Origin of the sequence: Amycolatopsis sp. BJA-103 (genome assembly GCF_002849735.1) — a bacterium.
Classification (GTDB): Bacteria; Actinomycetota; Actinomycetes; order Mycobacteriales; family Pseudonocardiaceae; genus Amycolatopsis.
On sequence record NZ_CP017780.1, the window covers coordinates 2,102,851 to 2,122,122 of the forward strand.

Annotated in this window: 17 protein-coding genes; 11 read left to right on the forward strand and 6 right to left on the reverse strand. The window is 68.8% G+C overall.

The genetic code is table 11. The annotated features are described in order from the left end of the window. Nucleotides 1–63: 63 nt before the first annotated feature. From BKN51_RS09170 to BKN51_RS09195, 7 genes are all read left to right on the forward strand, one after another. On the forward strand, nucleotides 64–453 hold the full coding sequence (locus tag BKN51_RS09170; protein ID WP_146044411.1) for an ATP-binding protein: 390 nt from the start codon (nucleotides 64–66) through the stop codon (nucleotides 451–453). A gap of 28 nt (nucleotides 454–481) precedes the next feature. Then, nucleotides 482–637: a hypothetical protein gene (locus BKN51_RS42995; protein WP_158255813.1), complete on the forward strand. Its 156-nt coding sequence runs from the start codon at nucleotides 482–484 to the stop codon at nucleotides 635–637. A gap of 163 nt (nucleotides 638–800) precedes the next feature. Continuing rightward, nucleotides 801–1,148 (forward strand): hypothetical protein, encoded by a 348-nt coding sequence (locus BKN51_RS09175; protein ID WP_101607243.1) that lies wholly within the window; start codon nucleotides 801–803, stop codon nucleotides 1,146–1,148. A 53-nt stretch (nucleotides 1,149–1,201) separates the two neighbouring features. Continuing rightward, a complete protein-coding gene (locus BKN51_RS09180; RefSeq protein WP_101607244.1) occupies nucleotides 1,202–3,958 on the forward strand; it encodes an AAA family ATPase in 2,757 nt (918 codons plus the stop codon). 277 nt (nucleotides 3,959–4,235) lie between these two features. Further along, entirely contained in the window at nucleotides 4,236–5,789 is a 1,554-nt protein-coding gene (locus BKN51_RS09185) for a S8 family peptidase (RefSeq protein WP_101607245.1), read from the forward strand. 26 nt (nucleotides 5,790–5,815) lie between these two features. Continuing rightward, a complete protein-coding gene (locus BKN51_RS09190; protein WP_101613135.1) occupies nucleotides 5,816–7,276 on the forward strand; it encodes a trypsin-like serine protease in 1,461 nt (486 codons plus the stop codon). Nucleotides 7,277–7,303: 27 nt separating this feature from the next. Further along, entirely contained in the window at nucleotides 7,304–8,842 is a 1,539-nt protein-coding gene (locus BKN51_RS09195) for a S8 family peptidase (RefSeq protein WP_101607246.1), read from the forward strand. Nucleotides 8,843–8,901: 59 nt separating this feature from the next. Here the strand turns inward: BKN51_RS09195 and BKN51_RS09200 are convergent, their stop codons facing one another. The 3 genes from BKN51_RS09200 to BKN51_RS09210 all read right to left on the reverse strand — a co-directional run bounded on the left by BKN51_RS09200 (nucleotide 8,902) and on the right by BKN51_RS09210 (nucleotide 10,870). Next, on the reverse strand, nucleotides 8,902–9,240 hold the full coding sequence (locus BKN51_RS09200; RefSeq protein ID WP_158255812.1) for a peptidase inhibitor family I36 protein: 339 nt from the start codon (nucleotides 9,238–9,240) through the stop codon (nucleotides 8,902–8,904). A 104-nt stretch (nucleotides 9,241–9,344) separates the two neighbouring features. Next, nucleotides 9,345–9,758 carry a nuclear transport factor 2 family protein gene (locus tag BKN51_RS09205; protein WP_101607248.1) on the reverse strand — a complete coding sequence of 138 codons (414 nt, stop codon included), beginning with the start codon at nucleotides 9,756–9,758 and terminating at the stop codon, nucleotides 9,345–9,347. Then, nucleotides 9,755–10,870, reverse strand: coding sequence for a 3-oxoacyl-[acyl-carrier-protein] synthase III C-terminal domain-containing protein (locus BKN51_RS09210; RefSeq protein ID WP_101607249.1), 1,116 nt, complete (start codon nucleotides 10,868–10,870; stop codon nucleotides 9,755–9,757). Before BKN51_RS09210 ends, BKN51_RS09205 begins: the two co-directional genes overlap by 4 nt. A 168-nt stretch (nucleotides 10,871–11,038) precedes the next feature. Between BKN51_RS09210 and BKN51_RS44770 the strand changes: the two genes are divergently transcribed. After that, nucleotides 11,039–13,330 (forward strand): LuxR C-terminal-related transcriptional regulator, encoded by a 2,292-nt coding sequence (locus BKN51_RS44770; protein WP_269467468.1) that lies wholly within the window; start codon nucleotides 11,039–11,041, stop codon nucleotides 13,328–13,330. A gap of 26 nt (nucleotides 13,331–13,356) precedes the next feature. Here BKN51_RS44770 and BKN51_RS09220 read toward each other — a convergent pair whose 3' ends face one another. Together BKN51_RS09220 and BKN51_RS09225 are read right to left on the reverse strand one after the other, a co-directional pair. Beyond that, nucleotides 13,357–14,253 (reverse strand): poly(ethylene terephthalate) hydrolase family protein, encoded by an 897-nt coding sequence (locus BKN51_RS09220; RefSeq protein WP_101607251.1) that lies wholly within the window; start codon nucleotides 14,251–14,253, stop codon nucleotides 13,357–13,359. Nucleotides 14,254–14,444: 191 nt separating this feature from the next. Further along, nucleotides 14,445–15,650: an FAD-dependent oxidoreductase gene (locus tag BKN51_RS09225; protein ID WP_101607252.1), complete on the reverse strand. Its 1,206-nt coding sequence runs from the start codon at nucleotides 15,648–15,650 to the stop codon at nucleotides 14,445–14,447. A gap of 69 nt (nucleotides 15,651–15,719) precedes the next feature. On the opposite strand from BKN51_RS09225, the gene BKN51_RS09230 reads away from it, so the two are divergent. The 3 genes from BKN51_RS09230 (at nucleotide 15,720) to BKN51_RS09240 (ending at nucleotide 18,228) form a co-directional block, all read left to right on the forward strand. Further along, complete coding sequence (locus tag BKN51_RS09230; protein ID WP_101607253.1) at nucleotides 15,720–16,208, forward strand: MarR family winged helix-turn-helix transcriptional regulator; 489 nt, start codon at nucleotides 15,720–15,722, stop codon at nucleotides 16,206–16,208. Nucleotides 16,209–16,295: 87 nt separating this feature from the next. Then, nucleotides 16,296–16,565: a GlsB/YeaQ/YmgE family stress response membrane protein gene (locus BKN51_RS09235; RefSeq protein WP_101607254.1), complete on the forward strand. Its 270-nt coding sequence runs from the start codon at nucleotides 16,296–16,298 to the stop codon at nucleotides 16,563–16,565. 913 nt (nucleotides 16,566–17,478) lie between these two features. Continuing rightward, nucleotides 17,479–18,228 carry a trypsin-like serine protease gene (locus BKN51_RS09240; protein WP_101607255.1) on the forward strand — a complete coding sequence of 250 codons (750 nt, stop codon included), beginning with the start codon at nucleotides 17,479–17,481 and terminating at the stop codon, nucleotides 18,226–18,228. Nucleotides 18,229–18,262: 34 nt separating this feature from the next. On the opposite strand, the gene BKN51_RS09245 is transcribed toward BKN51_RS09240, so the two are convergent. Continuing rightward, complete coding sequence (locus tag BKN51_RS09245; protein ID WP_158255811.1) at nucleotides 18,263–19,252, reverse strand: TrmB family transcriptional regulator; 990 nt, start codon at nucleotides 19,250–19,252, stop codon at nucleotides 18,263–18,265. Between the last annotated feature and the right edge of the window lie 20 nt (nucleotides 19,253–19,272).

Here is a 19,272-nt window from a genome sequence, read left to right on the forward strand (position 1 = left end):
TCCGTCTGGGGAAGGCAGGGCCGAATGCCGGACAGCAGCCGAGGCACGATCGTGGAGGAAAGATTGCCCTCGCCACCTCGCGGGGCCGCCGACCTGGGAGAAACCAGGCGCTGGTTCAGGAGCGTTCTGGAAGGTCACCATCCGGGTGCGTCCGCCGACCTGGCCGATGACGCGGCCCTGGTGCTCGGCGAGCTGGTGACGAACGCAGTGGTCCACGGGCATGCCTGCCGGGCGGTCACCGTGGGGCTGACCGCGGACCGGCTGCGCATGGAGATCGACGACGCGAATCCGAGGCTGGCGTACGCGGGGGAGGACGCGGGACTCGGCCTCCGGCTCGTCGCCCGAGGTGCGGCCAGATGGGGGCAGCGGTGTGGTCCCGAAGGCAAGACGGTCTGGGCGGAACTACCGCTCAGGCAGGCCGGACCGCCGAGCAGCGGGAACCAGGGGGTTTGAACCGGACGATCCGAGGTATTTCCTCCTCATGGGCGATGAAGTCGGGGTATCGACGGCCGAAACGGCGATGACCGGGGCCGTCGACGAATCACTCTGGATCAGGCGTGTTCTCCTGGCCGTCGGGGTGGGCGGAGTGGTCGCCCTGCTCGCTTGGCTGGCCCTGTGGCTGGCCATCAACCTCTGACTCAGCGTGGTCGAGCCGCTGGTGGTCAATAGCTACGGATCCTCATCTATCGCTTCCGGCCTGGCTGAGGCACCGCTGCCCGGCAAAGCTGGGGATCGTGTCGAAGCGATTCGAGGATCCCGCGACCGTTGCCACCCTCGGGCCACATTACTTACGAGACCGCATGGTGGCCGGCGTGCTTCACCGGATGGCGGGCATGGCGGACGTCGCCCCCTACCTGCGAGGGCCGTCACGCGTGGCGGCGGTCCGGCTGACCGGCGAGGTCCTTTCACGCTGTCTCGACGCGCTCGAGCCGGAAGGAAGTCTCAGTGGCGGTGACGACGCGCTGCGGCCTCGCGCGGGGGAACCCGCCGCGGTCAGGACAGTGCTGGCCAGGGTGCTGGGCCGGTTCGCCTGGGAACAGCTGACCGAGGTCATCGGCCCGTTCGAGGTGCCGCCGCTCGCCGTGTGCCGGTCCGCGGAGGTGCTGTTCGACAGTCTCGTCGAGCTGGCCCGCCCGGCGCCGCATTAAATGAGGACCCTTAGAGAAATCCCGAACAAGAGGTTCGCGCTTAGAGTCGTTTCATGAACGGCGCGACAGCGGATTTCGTCGCAGGGACCGCGCGGGCGATCGCCCGGTGTCCCGCCTTCGCCGTGGTCGAGGGCGAACCGGGTTCCGGGCGGACGCGGCTGCTCGACGAGCTCACCCGGCGCGAGACCGAGGACAGCGCCCTGGTCCGGGTTCGCTGCGCCCGGCGACGGCGGCCCGTCCCGCTCGGCCCGGTGCTCGAAGCGCTGAGCGCCGACCTCCGCCGGTGGAGCACGGTCGCTCCCCTCCTGTCGCCGCTCGCCGGTGTTCTCCGGCCGTTCCTGCCGGAACTGACCCAGGTGCTCCCCGAGGTGCCTGCCGACACGACCGGTCGTCATCTGGTGTTCCGGGCGCTGCGGGAACTGCTGACCGCGCACGACCGCACCGTGCTGCTCGTCGATGACGCCGACGAGGCCGACGAGGAAACCCAAGACCTCCTCAGGTTCCTGGCGGACCACCCGTCTCCGCGGCTGGCTGTCGTCGCCACCACGACGATCCGGGCGCATCGGCCTGTGGCGGGGGAGTCCTGGTGGCCCCCGAGGTCGGGAGTGACCGCGAGACTCACGCTGGCGCCGCTGGAGCCCGACGAGGTCGTGTCACTGGCAGGTTCCCGGGAACTCGGCGAACTGGTCCATCGCCGGACCGGTGGCGTGCGCGGTGCCGTGCACGCGGTCCTCGAAGCGCCTGGTGCGCCCGTGCCCCGGGCCTGGGCCGACGCGCTCGCGGCCAGGTTCGCGAAGGCGGAACCGGGCTGTGCCGCGATCGCCGAGGCGGCTGTGGTCTTCGGCCGCCCGGCCGGGAGCGCCGAGCTGGCCGCCGTGTCCGGTTTGGCCTCTGACGCCGTCGACGACGCGCTGCTTTCCGCTCTCGACGAGGGATTCCTGCGAGACCTGGGAAGGGGCCGGTACGCCGCACGCAGCCCCCTGGCGGCGGAGGTCATCCTCAGCGCTGTCTCCGGTCCTCGCCGATGCCGCCTGCACGGTCGCGTCGCACGTTTCCTTTCCGGTTCGAGGGAACCGGACGCGCCGAAAATCGCACAGCACCATCGAGCGGCCGGAGAACTCGCCGAATGGGTGCGCTGGACCTCGGAAGCGGTCGACAGAGCGGTGGCCGAGGGCAAACCGGACGAAGCCTCACGCCTGCTCGAAACCGCGCTCGGCGAAGAGGGACTTTCCCGCGCGGACCGGGAAAACTTCGCGGTCAGGCTCAGCAGGGGGACGGCCTACGAGCTGATCAAGGAACCGACGGTCCGGTTGCTCCGCACGGCGGTGCGGGAGTGGCCGATGAGCAAGACCGCCCGCGGCGAGATCCGGATCAATCTCGGCCGGGTGCTGATCAACCAGGCCGGGCAGATCGACGCCGGCCGCTCGGAAATCCAGCTCGCCGTCGCCGACCTCTCCGACCACCGCGCGCTGCTCGCGCGCGGCCTGGTCACACTGGCGCTTCCGCACCTCGGCGCGATCCCGGTCGAAGAGAACCTGCGCTGGCTCGATCAGGCCGAGCGCGCCAGCCACGGCCTCCGTGACGTCGAACTGCTCGCCGCGGTCACCGCGAACCGGATGTCCAGCCGGATGCAGGTCGCCGATCCCGGTGTCTGGCAGGACGTCGGCACGCTCCCGGACTCGCCGCGGTCGGCCGATGTGCGCCGTCAGGTCAGCCGGACCTACATCAACCTCGCCGACGCGGCCGCGTGGAACGGCTACTACCCGGTGGCCAGGTCGTATCTCGCGACGGCACGGCGGCTGATCCAGGACGAGCACCAGCCGTATCTGGAGGCCTTGGCCGCGGGCACCGATCTGCGGCTCGATGTCGTCATGGGCCTGTGGGCGGGAGTGGACACCGAAGCCCGTGAGCTGGTCGCACGGGTGGGCGAAGACAGTTCCCTGGCGGCCGAACCGCTGCTGGCACTGGGCTGGTACCACTTCGGCCGTGGGCGGCGAGCGGCGGCACTGCGCGATTTCGACGCCGCTTTCGGCCTTTCGGCGGGCAGTGTTCCCCTCCAGGCCTCGTCGTTCGCGGGCCGGGCGGCGGTCCGCTTGGCCGCCAAGGATCTCCCGGGGGCGCGTCGCCTCGTCGAGTACGGGCTGGAAAACGTCCGCCGCAAGAACAACTGGGTGTGGGCGGCCGAACTGCTTCCGCTGGCCGTCCGGATCCTGCTCGGGGAGCACGAGACCGAAGCCGCCGAAGCGTGGCTGGCCGAATACCAGGAAGGGATCATCGGTCGCGACGCGCCGCTCGCCCACGCGGCGGACCTCTTCTGCCAAGGGCTGCTCGCCCGGCCCCGCCCCGCCGAAGCCGCCGAACTGTTCAGTCGCTCGGCCCGGTCGTATCAAGCCTTGCCGCGGCCTTATGCGGCCGCGGGCGCGGAGGAACTCGCCGGGGAGTGCTACGCCGAACTCGGCGAGCACGAACGGGTCCTGGGCGCGCTCACCCATGCCGAGACGACCTACCGGGCGCTGGACTCCCTCGTCGACGCGCAGCGATGCCGACGGGCTCTCGCGGCTCACGATCCGGACGTGCCGCGGCGTGGCCGTCGCGGCTACGGCAAAGCGCTGTCACCCCGTGAACTCGAGGTCGTCGTCCTGGCCGCGCAGAACCTCACCAATCGCGAGATCGCCGAACGCCTTTTCCTCTCCGCGCGCACCGTCGAGGTCCATCTCGGCCGGGCGTTGTGCAAACTCGATCTGCCCTCGCGTGCCGTCCTGAGTGAAGAATTGCTGCGCGACCGGATCGCCGCGTCGAAAACCGCCTGAATTGTGTGGTTCAATCAGGCTCGGTCTTTTCACGTCCGCGCCGATTGATGAGGTCCCTTACTTTTTCGGCATACGGGCCGAATTAATTCGAGCTTGTTCGACCTGTCGCGAGTTGCGGCAAAAGTGCAGGTAGCGGGCCTGTGAATTTAATGGGTAGTCCATCGTGGACAACCACTATTGTTCTCGCCTCCCGGAAAATTCACTGTTGTCACAGCGCCGTGGTCGCCCTCGCTCTCTCCCCGCCCGGCGCCGATTCCCCACCTTCAGGAGTATGCCGATGCGTGAACGTTTCCGTCCCCGACGGGCCTTGGCCTTGGCCACGGCCCTGTCCGCCGCCGTCCTCGTCCTCCCTGCCACCGCCTCCGCGGGCGAACAGGCCGTGCTGAAAGGGGGCCCGGACGCCATCCCGGGCGCCTACCTCGTCACGTTCGAACCCGGCCGGGCCGGCGCCGCCGACGCCCACTCGCTGGCCTCCGGCTACGGCGCGCAGGTCACCCGCACCTACGACGCGGCCCTGCGCGGCTTCGCCGGTCGCATGACGGAGGCGCAGGCCCGCAGACTCGCGGCGGACCCGGCCGTCGCGTCGGTCGAGCAGGACTCGACGGCCCGTGCCACCGACACCCAGAACGACCCCACCTGGGGCCTGGACCGGATCGATCAGAAAGACCTGCCGCTGGACAAGAAGTACAGCTATGCCAACAAAGGCGACGGTGCCACCGTCTACGTCCTGGACACCGGGACCGACTACCGGCAGTCCGAGTTCGGTGGCCGCGCGAGCAGTGGCTACGACTTCGTCGACAGCGACAACGACGCCTCCGACTGCCACGGCCACGGCACACACGTCGCGGGCACCGTCGGCAGCACGACCTATGGCGTCGCCAAGGGCGTGAAGATCGTCGCCGTCCGCGTGCTCGGCTGCAACTCCAGCGCGCCGTGGTCGACGATCGTCTCCGGTATCGACTGGGTCACCAAGAACGCCAAGAAACCCGCGGTGCTCACGATGAGCATCGGGGGCGGCGTGACGTCCACTGTGGACCAGGCGGTGCAGGGCGCGGTCCGGGCGGGGATCACCGTCACGGTCGCCGCGGGCAACGAAGGACAGGACGCCTGCAACGTCTCACCCGCCCGCACGCCGGAGGCGATCACGGTCGCGGCCAGCGACGCGCAGGACAAGCGGTCGATCTTCAACTCGTCCCAGTCGTCGAACTACGGAACCTGCACCGACCTGTTCGGGCCGGGCAGCAACATCACCTCCACCCGCAACGGCGGCGGCACGCAGCAGATGAGCGGCACGTCGATGGCCACCCCGCATGTCGCCGGCGCGGCCGCGCTCTACCTGACCGCGAATCCGTCGGCCACCCCGGCGCAGGTCACCAAGGCGCTGCTCGACAACACCACCCCCGGCAAGATCTCCGATGTCAAGGGCTCGCCGAACAAGCTGCTGTACACCGGATTTCTCGGCGGCGGCACGCCGAACCCGCCGTCCTGCGCGGGTGGCAGCAGCACCGACGACGTCGCCATCCCGGACGCCGGTGACGCCGTGTCCAGCACCGTGACCATCGGTTCCTGCGATGCCAAGGGCACGTCGGGAACCTCGGTCGCGGTGGGGATCAAGCACGCGTACTCGGGCGACTTGAAGATCGACCTCGTGACGCCGAGCGGCAAGGTCGTCAACCTCAAGCAGGCCGGTGGCGAAAGCACGATCGACCTGTCCAAGACCTACACCGTCGACACGTCGGGCGAGAACCGTTCCGGCGACTGGAAGCTGCGCGTCCAGGACGTCTACCGCTTCGACGCGGGCGTCATCGACAGCTTCGGCCTGACCTTCTGATTTCCCTCCCTGTGAAAGGAACCACCGTGCAGAGAAAAAGAATCCTGGGCCTGCTGGCGCTGGGTGTGACGGCGCTGTCGATCCCCATCGCCGGAGGAACCGCCGGGGCGGCACCCCAGCGGACCGCGTCGGCGATCGCTCCGACCGGCGACGTCCGGATCCCCGACGGCGCCCACGCCCAGGGCATCGGCGGCGTGCCGGCCTCGGTGAAGGACTACCCGTTCGCCATCGCGGCCCTGCGTGAAGGCGGTTCGCGCCCCAAGGGGCAGAGCTGCAGCGGCTCGGTCGTGGCACCCCGCAAGGTGATGGTCGCCGCGCACTGCAAGGAACTGGCGGGCGACAAGTCCGTCCTTTATGGACTCGACGACCTGAAGAGCACCGGCGGCACGCAGCTCAAGGCCGTCGACTACCAGCTCCACCCGCGGTTCACCCAGCCCTGGAACGGTTACGACGTCGCGATCATCACCACCGACGCCGACATCCCCGTCCCCGCGGGCGGGTACGCCAAGGTCGCCACCTCGGCCGACACCGGCCTGGAGACCCCGGGCAAGGACGGTTTCAGCCTGGGCTACGGCAAGAAGACCCAGAGTGACAGCCCCGCCGACGTCACCCTGCAGAAGCTGACCCTGCCGATCGTCAACGCGAACCAGTGCACCGGGGTGGAGAACGGTGTAGACCCGGCGACGATGATCTGCGCGGGCTACTCCGACGGCCGCAAGACCGTCCTGCCCGGCGACAGTGGTGGTCCGTTCATCGTCAACGGTGTCGTCGTCGGCATCACGTCGTGGAGCCGCAGCGACTTCAAGTGGTACAGCGTCTACAGCCGCCTGAACAACGAGATGGGCGACTGGGTCAGGGAACAGATCGGCGAAGCACCCAGCGCGGACAAGTTCACCCTCGCCGCGTCGCCGGGTTCGGCGAAGGTCGACCCCGGCAAGTACGTCTCGACGTCGATCACGAGCAAGCCGGGCAAGAACGGCACCGAGGACGTCGCGCTGACCGCGTCCGGACTGCCCGATGGCGCCAAGGCGACCTTCCAGCCGTCGACCATCAAGTCCGGTGGCACGGCGAAGCTGACGATCGAGACCGCGGCGAACACGCCCGAGCGGGACTACACGATCACCGTCTCCGGCAAGGGAACGACCGACACCGCGACCACCACGCTGACACTCACCGTCGGCAAGGGCGGCAGCGAGCCGGGCGACCTCAAGGTGACGCTCAACCCCGCGTCGGGCACCGCGCGGCCGGGTTCCATGGTCAGCACGAAGGTCTCCGCGACCGGCGGCAGCGGTTCCATCACGCTCTCGGCCTCCGGTTCCGGCCTGCCGTTCGCGCCGTTCTTCAACCCGCAGACCATCTCCAGCGGCGGTACCTCGACGATGCAGGTCTTCCCGCCGTTCCAGGCCGGGACGTACCCGATCACCGTGACGGCGAAGGACGGCTCCGGCAAGACCTCGACCGCCACGTACACGCTCACCGTCCAGTGACCACCAAGACCACGGAGGTGATCCACCATGCGTAACTCTCGAAAGCTCCTGCTGGCACTGGGTGCACTGACGCCGCTGCTGGCGCTCGGCGCCGGGAACGCCGTCGCCGCGGAGGCCGAAGGTGTTGTGGTGCAGGCGAAACAGCACTACGGCGACCAGTACATCGTGGTGCTCAAGGATGGTCTCGCGACCGCGCAGGCGTCGTCGGCTTCGCTGACCCAGCGCTTCGGCGGCGAGGTCCGGTCCACCTGGTCGGCCGCGCTGAACGGCTTCTCGGTCAAGAAGATGACCGAAAAGCAGGCGCGGCGGCTCGCGGCCGATCCGTCGGTCAAGGCCGTCTACCAGGACGGCACGGCCCGCGGCACCGAAACCCAGGCCAACCCGACCTGGGGGCTGGACCGCGTCGACCAGAAATCCCTGCCGCTGGACAAGAAGTACACCTACAACAACAGCGGTGAAGGAGTCACCGCGTACGACCTCGACAGCGGCATCAACCCGGCCAACCCGGAGTACGAAGGCCGGGCGAGCCTCGGCAAGGACTTCATGGGCGGCGACGGCAAGGACTGCCACGGCCACGGCAGTCACACCGCCGGCACCCTCGGCAGCAAGACCTACGGGGTCGCCAAGAAGGTCAAGATCGTCGGGCTGAAGGTGCTGGGCTGCGACAACTCCGGGCCCGACTCGGGCATCATCGACGCCGTCGACTGGGTGACGGCCAACGCGGTGAAGCCGGCCGTGGCGAACATGAGCCTCGGCATGGACGCACCGGGGGTCGGCGACGACGCGGTCAAGAAGTCGATCGCTTCGGGCGTCGTCTACGGCGTCGCGGCGGGCAACGCCTCGACCGACGCCTGCAACACCAGCCCCGCGCGGGTGCCGGAAGCCATCACGGTGAACGCGACGGACTCCAGCGACAACCGCTCGTCGTTCTCGAACTACGGAAGCTGCACGGACATCTTCGCCCCGGGCACCAACATCACCTCGTTGAGCCCGAGCAACGGTGGGTCCGCCGGGATGAGCGGGACCTCGATGGCGACACCGCACGTCGTCGGCGCGGCCGCGCTCTACCTGGCGGCCAACCCGTCCGCGACACCGAAACAGGTCCGGGACGCGCTGGTGAACAACGCGTCCGACGGTGTCGTCAAGAACCCGGGCAGCGGTTCGCTGAACAAACTGCTCAACGTCTCGTTCATCGGTGGCGGTGGCCCGGGGCCGAAGTGCGGTGCGAAGTCGAACACCACCCCGGTCAGTATCCCGGACGCCGGTGCCGCCGTGACGAGCGCGGTGACGCAGGACGGCTGTGACGGCAGGGCATCCTCGTCGCTGCCGGTCAAGGTGGACGTCTCGCACACCTACACCGCGGACCTGGTGCTCGACCTGATCGGGCCGAGCGGGAAGGCGTACCGGCTCAAGGGCTCCGGTGGAGTCGGTGCGGCGGGCGGTGTCCACGAGACGTACACGGTGGACGCCTCCGGCGAGAACGCCAACGGCACCTGGAAGCTGAGCGCCCAGGACGTCTACCGGTTCGACACCGGCTCGATCGACGGGTTCACCGTCACGTTCTGACCCGGGGGCGAGGAAAACGAGGTGGGACCGGACTTGGCGACCGGTCCCACCTCACCGCGTCAGGCGCGGCGGAAGCTGTGCACCACGAACTGGGTCTTGGCGACCTGCTTGCCCGGTCCGAGCACGAACGACGGGCCGTTGCACGACGAGCCGTTGTACATCCGGATGCTGTAGCCGGTGCGGCTGACCGCGGAGTTGTAGTGCTTGTCCGGGTAGCAGTGGGTGTTCTTGTCGAAGTACCCCGCCGAGCTCTTCGTGCCGGTGTAGTTGAGCCCCGACCACAGGCACAGATCCGAGGTGCAACTCGGCGCGGCCATCGCGGTCGCGGGCGCGACCACCGTTCCCACGAGCGCGATGCCGGCGGCCAGCAGGGTCGTCAGGCGATACTTGCGACTCATCGTCGTCCCTCCTGAGCGGGCACTTTGCCCGGTTCGGCAGGAGCGTAGCCGCGGCATCGCCCGGCGGGGCGGTGTAGTTGCCCAACGGTGACCTTCCCGAGGCGTCAGCCGATCCGTCCCGGCACCGGTGGGCCGGTGAAGTCCACGTCGAGGTGGGTGATCAGGCCGTCCACACCGGACAGGTAGGTGGCCCGCATCGCGACGTCGGCGGTGTCGCCCGCCCGTGCGGTGCCGGGTCCGGGAATGAAGTCCGTGTCGTCCAGGGCGACGAAACGCACGGCGAGGTCCGCCACGGTCTCTCCGCCGTCCGGGGAGATGCGAACGCCTTTCGGCACCAGCACCTCGAACAGTGCCTCGTGGGCGGTCCGGAACCAGGCGAGCGATTCGGCCCTGCCGGTGAGGGTGGCCACCGGGAACCGGACACGGATGTCCTCGGCGTAGAACTCACGGTGCACCAGGTCCCAGTCCTGGCCGTTGAAAGCCGCGACATGGCGTAGATACCGGGCAAGGTCCATCATGGCCGCCAGCCACTGTCCGGGATCCGCACGGTGAACGCGCCACAGCTGAAACTCAGCCCGAAGGCGACGACCAGTCCCGTCCCCGGCTCGCGGTGGACCGGGTCGGCGAACATCAGGGGCACCGAACAGCCGAGAGTGTTCCCGTGGTCGCGCAGAATCCGGTAGGAGGACGCGGCTTCCGGCCCGTCCGGGGCGACGCCGAATTCGGTGCAGAGACCGTCCAGGATGCGGCGGCTGCCGGTGTGCAGGAGCATCAGTCCCGCCTCCGACGGCGAGGAGAGCCCGCTGGAACCTCCGGCCAGCAAAGACCGCACGGTGCTGACCGCGTAGTGCGTCCCGCGCGGGGTGACCTGCTGGCTGAGCGTGTAGAGACGCCGCCCGTGCACGACCGGGATGTCCGAGCCTCCGTCCGGCACGGTGCCGAGTTCCGCGTCGTCCGGCTGTTCGTTCGTCAGATGCGCCACCGGCCCGAACGTCGGCCCCGCACCTTCGCCGCCCAGCAGCATCGCCACCGCGGCGTCACCGAAGAGGAAGCCGTGCATGGCGTTCACCGTGTCCTGGCGGTCCGTCGCCTCGCTGAAGTGCCCGTACTCCCCGGGCAGCGGTGGGGAGAGCGGGGTGATCGCGTCCATGAAGCAGACCAGGACGCGCTTGCCGGGCTCGGCGTTGAGAAACCACCGTGCCGTGTCCACCGCTTTCGCCACCGCCGAGCAACCCAGGTACTCGAGGCTGAGGGCGACAGCCTCGCGGGGGATCTCCGGGACCGAAGCGAACAGGTCGCAGACCAGGCTCGGCAGCAACCTCCCCGGGCTGCTGGTGACACCGAGCACCAGGCCGATGGTGGCGGGATCGATGTCCGCTTTCGCCAGGCAGCCCCGCACCGCGCGGGTGGCCAGTCCCGACGCGGTGATCTCGAACTCGGGTTCGGCCCCGGCGAAGAGCACGTCGGGGTAGTTCGCCAGCACCGAGTGCCGGGTCCGCACACCCAGGTCGCTCAGCATCGCGACCAGCCGGGGGCTGAAACGGTCACCCGCCGAGGCCAGCAGGTCGGCCGTGGACCACCGGGAGGACGGCAGTTCGGCCGAGACGGCCAGCAGGCACGGGTCGGGCATCGGGCGCCTCCACGAACAGCGGTGGATCATGGTCGGTTTCCGGGTCATGATGGATGATCCGGACGCGAGTACACGGCGCCTCACGCGATCGAGGTACTAATGGACACGGCTTCCTGTCCGCCGGTGCCTTCGGCGTGGGGGATACGCGATCCCGGTGAACGTGCTTCGATGTGGGCGATGAGGCGGATGGCGGGCGACGGTGAGGGCCGGCGGCGGGCACTGACGAGCTACGTCGGTCGTGCGGAGGACGAGGACGAAGTGCGACGGCTGCTCGACGTGGGCCGTCTGGTCACGTTGACCGGTACCGGCGGCGTGGGCAAGACCCGGCTGGCCGCCCAGGTGGCCAGTTCGCTCACCCGTGACTTCCCCGGAGGCGTGGCCGTCGCGGGATTGGGCGAACTACGGGACGAGCGACTGGTCGCGCGCGCCGTCGCCGACAGTCTCGGTCTGCACGACACCGCGGGTCGTACGGACCTGGAGGCCGTGGTGTCGTACCTCCGGCCCCGGCGATCGCTGCTGTTGCTGGACAACTGCGAGCATCTGCCGGTCGGTAGTGCCGACCTGGTCGCCGCACTGCTTCGCGACTGCCGGGATCTGGTGGTCCTGGCCACCAGCCGGTGCTCGCTGGGGCTCGACGGCGAGCACATTCTGGCGATCCAGCCCCTTTCCGTTCCACCCGAGGAGGCCGGCACGCCCCAGGAGGCGCTCACGTTCGACGCGGTGCGGTTGTTCGCGGAACGAGCCATGAGCGTTCTTCCCTCGTTCGAGGTCACCGAAAGCAATGCCGCGTCCGTTGTCCGGCTTTGCCGGCGCCTGGACGGCCTGCCGCTGGCGATCGAACTGGCCGCGGCACGCGTTCGCGTCCTGTCGCCGTCGCAGATCGCCGACCTGGTCGACCAGGGCTCGGGGGTGCTGGTCACCGGTCTCCGGCTTCCCGTGGAGCGGCATCGGACGCTGCGCGCCACGCTCGAGTGGAGTCATTCCCTGTGCACCGCCGACGAGCGAGCCGCTTGGGCGTGCTGCTCGGTCTTCGCCGGGCACTTCGATCTGTCCGCGGCCGAGGCCGTCTGCGGCTGGCCAGGGAACGAGGTATTGGACGCCGTCGCCGGTCTCGTCGACAAGTCGGTGCTGATCCGCGTCGACGGCGCGGACAAGGTCCACTATCGGATGCTCCGGCTGCTTCGTGAATTCGGCGGCCGTCTGCTGGCCGAATCCGGCGATGAGCCAGCGGTGGCCGTCAGGCACCGTGATCACTACGCCGAGTTGATCGAGCAGGCCGCCGGAGCCTGGTTCGGACCGGGACAGGACGAGGCGTTCGAGCGCATGACCGCGGCGCACGCCGACGTCCGGGAAGCGTTGTCGTGGTCGTTGCGAACGCCCGGCGAAGGGAAGGCGGCGCTGACGATGGCGACCGCCATGATCGAGTACTGGGTCGCTCGCGGAGCCGCGTGGGAGGTACGCGACTGGATCGATCGTGCGCTCGACGTGCTCCCTCCGGAGGCCCCGGGTCGTGCCCGCGGCTTGGCGATCGCCTCTCTCTGCGCCGCGCTGCACGCGGACCTTCCGCTCGCCAAGGAGCGGCTGACCGCGGCCGAGGCGGTCGAGGACGACGAGGCGGCGCCGTACATCGCCCACGCCCGGGCGTTCGTGCTGATGCTGTCGGCCGAGCCGGATTCGAGCGTCCACGCCGCGGCCGCGGTCCGGATCTTCCGCGAGCGGGGCGACGCACGGCGTCAGATGCACCCCCTGTTCATCCAGGGTGTCGCGCTGGCCTATCGCGGGGAACTGCCAGGAGCGCGGGAACTGCTGGGTTCGATGCGCAGACAGTGCGAGGAGGCGGGGGAGGACCGCTACCGTTCGATGGCCCTGTTCGGCATCGGTGTCGCGGAGGTCTGCTTCGGCGGCGACGTCGACGAAGGCGAACGATCCATCCGTACGGCGCTGGAGATCGACCTTCGTGGGTCGGACGTGCTGTCCGCGGCATACCGGGTGGACGGTCTGGCCTGGGTTTCCGCCCGGCGCGGACAGTGGACCCGGGCGGCGGGCCTGTTCGGAACGGCCGCGACACTCTGGGATCGCTGCGGTGCCGAGCCCGATGTGGCCGTGTCGACGGCCCACCGGGAGTTTTGCGAAGCCACCCGGAAAGCTCTGGGGGACGACAAGTTCGACGCCGCCTTCAGCGAAGGGCGGCAGCGGAGTCCGCACGACGCGCTGAGCGGAACGAGCGCGCGCCGGGACGACGGCACCGAGGATGTCCTGCCGCCGCTGACACCGCGCGAGTCGGAGATCGCGCGGCTGGTCGCGGCCGGGATGAGCAACCGGGAGATCGCGGCACGGCTGGTCATCGCCCGCCGCACGGTGGAGACGCATCTGCAGCACATCTCGAACAAGCTCGACTTCGCCAACCGGACCCAACTGGCCGTCTGGGTCGAGAACCGGGCCCATGGCGGGCCGCGGTGACCCGGAGGCCACCGCGGCCGGGGTGCTCAGGTGAGTGGGCACGTTCCCTGGTAGGCGGCGATTTTCGGGTCGTTCGCCGGGAGGGGGCACAGGAACTGGTCGTACCTGGTGTCTTCGTCCACGAAGCGCTTCAGCCACGAAATGCTGTATTTGGCGATGGTCACGTTGGGTTTGGTCGGCACCATGTGCCCGGCGCCCGAGAGCAGCATGTACGCCTTGTTCAACGACGCGGGAAGGCTTTGGTAGAACGGGCGGGAATGCGCACCGTCCGGTGCGATGAAATCGTTCTGGGCACTGACGACGAACGTGGGGACCTTCAGGTCGGAGAAGATCGTGTTCGGATTCCAGCCCGTCAAGGGAATGGCCGCCTTCAGGGTGGGGGCCTTCTGCGCGGCGATCAGGGAACCACCGCCGCCCATCGAATGCCCCATGACGGCCAGCCGGTTCGGATCCACCCGGCTCCTGGCCTGGCTCTTGTCCGTGACGTAACGCAGGGCCGCGAGCAACTGCTCCGATCGGACGTCCGGGGTGTCCCAGGTGCTCGTGGTCGAGAACGTGATGACCACGAAGCCCTGTGACGCCAGCCGCGGGCCGTACCAGGCGACGGCGGCCTCGGTTTCGAGAAAGCCGGGTGCGATCGCGATCGCACCGAAAGTGCCTTGACCGGTATCGGTCGGATAATGGATCGTCCCGCCGCCGAACCCCTGCCCGGACGGAACCTTCTCGGTCGCGATCCGGAACGACCCGAGGGCCGCCTCGACAGTGGCTTTCGTCGGAGCAGGCCCTCGAGCGTAAGGACTTTCCTCGGCGGTCGCCGCCGACGCGACTCCGCCGACGGGCAGACCCGATGTTCCCGGCACGGCCACCAGCAGTGCGATCACCGCACCGGCGATCGCGGCGGTCCATTGTGGTCGACGCTTCATTGCGCATGTCCTCTCGGAAGAACCGCTCCGACGCCGGAACGGGGTTCCAGGTATAGAGGAACGCATTCGCCTGAACGTCGTGGAAAACACGTACCGGCGGAAATCGGGTTCTCACGGTGGGGAATCGCGCGTCCGAGTGACAGTCCGCCCGGGAGGAATTGGCATTCAGGCGCGGTGTCCGCCCGGGTCGTTCACCTCGCCGTTCCCGTCGCCGTTCCCGTCGCCGTGATGGACGGCAACGCGCGGTCGGTTTCGGCGACCCTGGTGAACCTCGCCATCAGGGGTGCCAGTGCCGGTGTCATGAGTGCTTTGTCGGCCGCGCTGCGCAACGTCAGGCCGAACCGGGTCCGGGGGAAGGCGAAGGGTTTGATCCAGCGGGGGAGTCCCTGGACGTCGTCGACGAGTGGTCGCATCCAGTTCTCGTAGGCCGTGAGCCCGGGGGTGGGGGAGCCCGATCCGGTGCCGGACAGGCAGGCGGCGAGGACGTAGCCGCTGACGAGCGCGAGCGAGGCGCCGCCGCCGCCCATCGGGGTCACGCACCAGGCGGCGTCACCGGCCAGGCACACCCGCCCGCGGTGCCAGACTGGCATGCGGATCTGGGTGAGATGGTCGAAGTAGACGTCGTCGGAGCCGTCGAACCCGTCCAGGATCCGGGGCGCTTCCCAGCCCACGCCGGAGAAGCGGTCGCGGAGCCGGGTCAGGGCCTCGGCCCGGTCGAGCCGGGTCGGGTCTTCGGCCTCCGTGCAGGCGAGGATGGCGCGCGTGGTGCCGTGGTGGTCCGGGCGCAGGTGGACCTGCCGTCCGCCGACCGTGGTGTACCAGCGCCATCGGCTGTCGTCGCCGGTGGTGCGCGGGATGGTGCCGAAGACCATGGTGATGCCCAGCGCGCGGCGGTCGACCTGGCCCTCGAAGAGCAGGTCGCGGGTGGCGGAGCGGACCCCTTCGGCGACGACCAGCAGGTCGGCGCGCAGGACCCGGCCGGCGCTCGTGGTCACGGTGACCGCGTCGGCCTCTTCCCGGACCGCGGCGATGGGGTCGCCGTACCCGATCTCGACTCCCTCGGGCAGTTGCCGCAGGATCGTGCCGGCGAGATCGCCGCGCAGGATTTCGAGTTCGGCGGTCGCGCCGTCGGAGGGCAGTTCCACCCGCACTTCGCCGGAAGCGTCCACGAAGACGGTGCCGGTCTCGGTGGTGTTCTGCGCTTTCACCGCGTCGGTCAGGCCCATCCTGGCGAGCACCTCGCGGCCGACACCGCGGACGTCGACGTTCTGCCCGCCGTCGCGAAACGCCGTCGCCCGTTCCAGCACGGTCACCTCCCAGCCGGTGCGCCGAAGCCAGAAAGCGGCAGAAAGTCCGGCGATGCTCGCGCCGGACACCACGGCATGTCGAGTGGTCATTCGAGTTCCCCTGTCGGTAGCCGTCGTAGTAGCTTTACTGCAAAGCTACTATGGTGCAAAGGAGCTCGCATGGCCAATGCCGACCCGTTGACCGAAAACTGGACACCGATCCAGATCGAGGTGATGCAGCGGCTTCGAGACTGGGCTGTCGGCTTCGGTGAGATGCACCGGCATCTCGCCGTCTGGATGCGGCTGCCCGTTTCGGACGCCAACGCGCTGGGCCAGATCACCTGGGCCGCCGAAGCGGGCACACCGCTCTCGCCGGCGGAGCTGTCCCGGCGGATCGCCATGACCACCGGGGCCACCACGATTCTGCTGAACCGGCTCGAAAGCGCCGGTCACGTCCAGCGCAGCCGCGAGAGCAGCGACCGTCGCCGGGTCACCCTGCGCCCGACCCTCGCCGCGCGAGAACACGCCCGCCGGTTCCTCGCCTTCGCCGGGACCGAGATCGCGGCCACGCTCCACGCCGCCGACCCCGAAGAACTCCGTGTCGTCACCGCGTTCCTGTCGAAGATCACCGAGGCGACGGAGAACGCCAACCGGCGATTGGAGCCGTGAACGAGGGCCCTACCAGGCTGCGGTTGGCGCCGGTGTCCTTCCGCGCCGTACTGTGAAAGTGCCGTTCGACCGAAGTGAGGGGACAAGATGTTCTGGACCATCCTGGGCTGGATTCTGTTCGGCCTGATCGCCGGGTTCATCGCGCGAGCACTGGTCCCGGGCAAGGACGACATCGGCCTGCTGCGGACGATCGTGCTGGGTGTGGTCGGCTCGGTGGTGGGCGGTCTGTTGTTCGGCCTGCTGACGGTCGGCATCCGCGGTTTCCAGCCCGCCGGGTGGATCGGGTCGGTGATCGGCGCGGTGATCGTCCTGGTCATCTACAACAAGGTGACCGGCCGCAAGAGCCGTCGCTCCTGATTGTCCTTAAGGGACACTTTGTGGTGCAGGTGTCCCGTTTAGGTGTTTCAGGGGCGGGTCGTGCCGGATTGAAGGCTCCCTTAGCCGCGTACGATGTGGTGAGGGGAGCCTTCGGCGTCGCGGATCTGGACCGTCCGACGAGAGTCGGCCACATCTCGAGCGTCCACAAGGGACAGTTTCGGCCGGGCTAAATGTCTGATTGTTGCCCATATGCACGCTTTGTGGTCGGGGTTGTGAGTGGCGATTCGGGTTCTGGTGGACCGGTATTGGCCTGCCCACTGGATCCTGATGTCATCTCGGTGGGCTTGTAGGGCTTGTTCTGGATGCCGATGTGGGCGAGTGGGGAGGATTTGGGACGTTGAACGTCTCAAATCCTCCCCACTCGGCTGCCGTTCGCGAGGTTGCGGGGGTGGCACGGTCTCGATCGACGGAGGATCGGGGACGTTGAGTGTCCCCGATCCTCCACGCTCGAACCTGCTGCGATGAGATTCCGGTGTCATCGAACTCCGAGACAGGACCGACCCCTCAAAACCGCAAATCTAGCCATCAACCGGACATTCAGCCGCCAGAGAGTGTCCCTTGTGGACACTCTTGGGATGATTGGCGCCCGCAGGTCAGTCCAGAACCACGCCGCCGAGGCCGCCTCCCGACCTTGAAGCCAGCGAAGGGATGGCGCGACCCGCTTTCGTCTGCCGGTCAGGCTGGCGCGTTGCACGACCGGACACACTTCGATGTCCGGCCGGGCACTTCGCGGCGGCGGTGGTGCCGGAAGATCAACGGTGACCTGCGATGTCCGGAGTGGACGTGCGACCGGTGTCGAGGTTGCGCGGAAAGCGCGCCTTCGCGAAAGTTCCCGGTGTCGGTGAGAATGGGACGATCCCACCGTTCCACAAAGGACCGAGGAGAACGCACGATGAAGCTCCGTACTTCGACCAGGTTGGTCATGCTTCCCGCGCTGGTGGCGCTCGGTGCGGTCGTCCCCGCCCCCGCCGCCTCCGCGGTGATCGGCGGTTCGGTCAGCACCTATGCGCCATGGGCGGTCCGGATGGTGGTCGACGAGACGCCGTTCTGCACCGCGACCGCGATCAGCCGTGAGTGGATCCTCAGTGCCTCGCACTGCTACTTCGACGCGGGACAGCAGATCGACGATTCCCGTATCAGTTTCCGGGTGGGCGATCTGGACCAGCGCAAGGGCACGACCGTGCGGCCGGTGCCCGGCAGCACCCACGGCGTCGGGATCGCGGACATGATGCTGATCAGGGTGCCGCCGATGGACGTCAAGCCCGCCCGGCTCCCCGCTCCGGATTCCGTGCGTCCCGGGCAGATCGTGCGGCAGTACGGGTGGGGCGCGACGTGTCAGGAGGACGAGACCACCTGTCAGTCCGATGTGCTCAAAGAGGCCGTTCAGCGGGTGCTTCCCCCGGGCCAAGCGCGCTGCGAACGGTTCACCCCGCCGGGCGGCGGAGACGGCCGGGACCTCTGCCTCGGCCGGATCACCGGCATTCCCGGTGGCGGCGACTCCGGTGGCCCGATCATGGCCACCGGACCGGGACAGCGGGACACCATCGTCGCGGTGGAGAACGATTCGGACCGCGACCGCACCGCGGGTGCGGGCAACGTCTCCCTGGTGCTGGACGAAATCCACCAGGTGATCGGCGCCTGATCCGGACCGGGCCGCCTATCGCCGGCTTGTTCCGTCACAGCCAGCCGGCGCGGGCGACGTTCAAGGCGAGTTCGAAGCGGCTGGTCGAGCCCGTGGCGGCCATCAGCCGCTCGACGCTGCGGGTCACGCTGCGTCTGCTGATGCCGAGGTTCCGGGCGGCGACCTCGTCGGTGGCGCCACCGGCCAGCAGGCCGAGCAGGCGCAGGTCCTCCTCGCGCAGGCCGTCCACCTTCTCGCCGCGTTCCGACAGCAGGCTCGCGCGATCCCAGACGGAGGAGAACAGCGCGCACAACGCGGGGAGCAGGCCACACTCGCGGACGAGGATCGCGTTGCGGTGCCGGTCGGCGCTCGCGGCGGTCAGGGAGACCAGGGCCGCGCGGTCGTCGACGATCATCATCTTGGCCGGGACCGTGCCCACCACGCGCGCCTGTTCGCCGGCCGCCATGCACGGGGCGATGTTGTCACGGAAGTACCGGGCGTCCTGGACCGATGCCCGCGCGTACACCACCTGGTAGCGGACGCCTCGCCGGAGGTTCGCCAGTTCGATCGGGTTGTCGATCGTCGGTGCGCCGTAGGGCGGGGTGTCCAGGAGGCGGATCCGCTCCGCGGCGCTGTGTTCCAGTTCGCACACCTTGTCCTGCAGGATCTCGTCGGAGATGAACTCGATGGCGTCCGGGCCCGCCGGTGCGGGGGAGTGCCTGAGATAACGCTGGTAGGTCTGCAGGGTGTCCTGCCCCGCCGCCGTCAGTTCGGCTTCGCGCCGCGCGGTCAGGAGTTTGACGGCGGCGGCAGGGTCGAGGGGCGCGACGGTTTCGCTGTCCTCGCCCACTGCGCGGGTCGTCATGCCGAGTGCGGTCAGAGAGGTGAGCGCGGCTTCGGTCTTGGCGTGGTTCAAGTCCACCTGGGACGCCAGATCGGCGATCGTGGACGGGCCGCTTCGCAGCAGCGCGCCGTAAATCCGCGCCTGAGTCTTGCGCAGTCCGAGGCTGCGCAAATGTTCGTAGAGCGGATCGGTGTTCGGCATCGTCGCCTCCTCGGACAAGG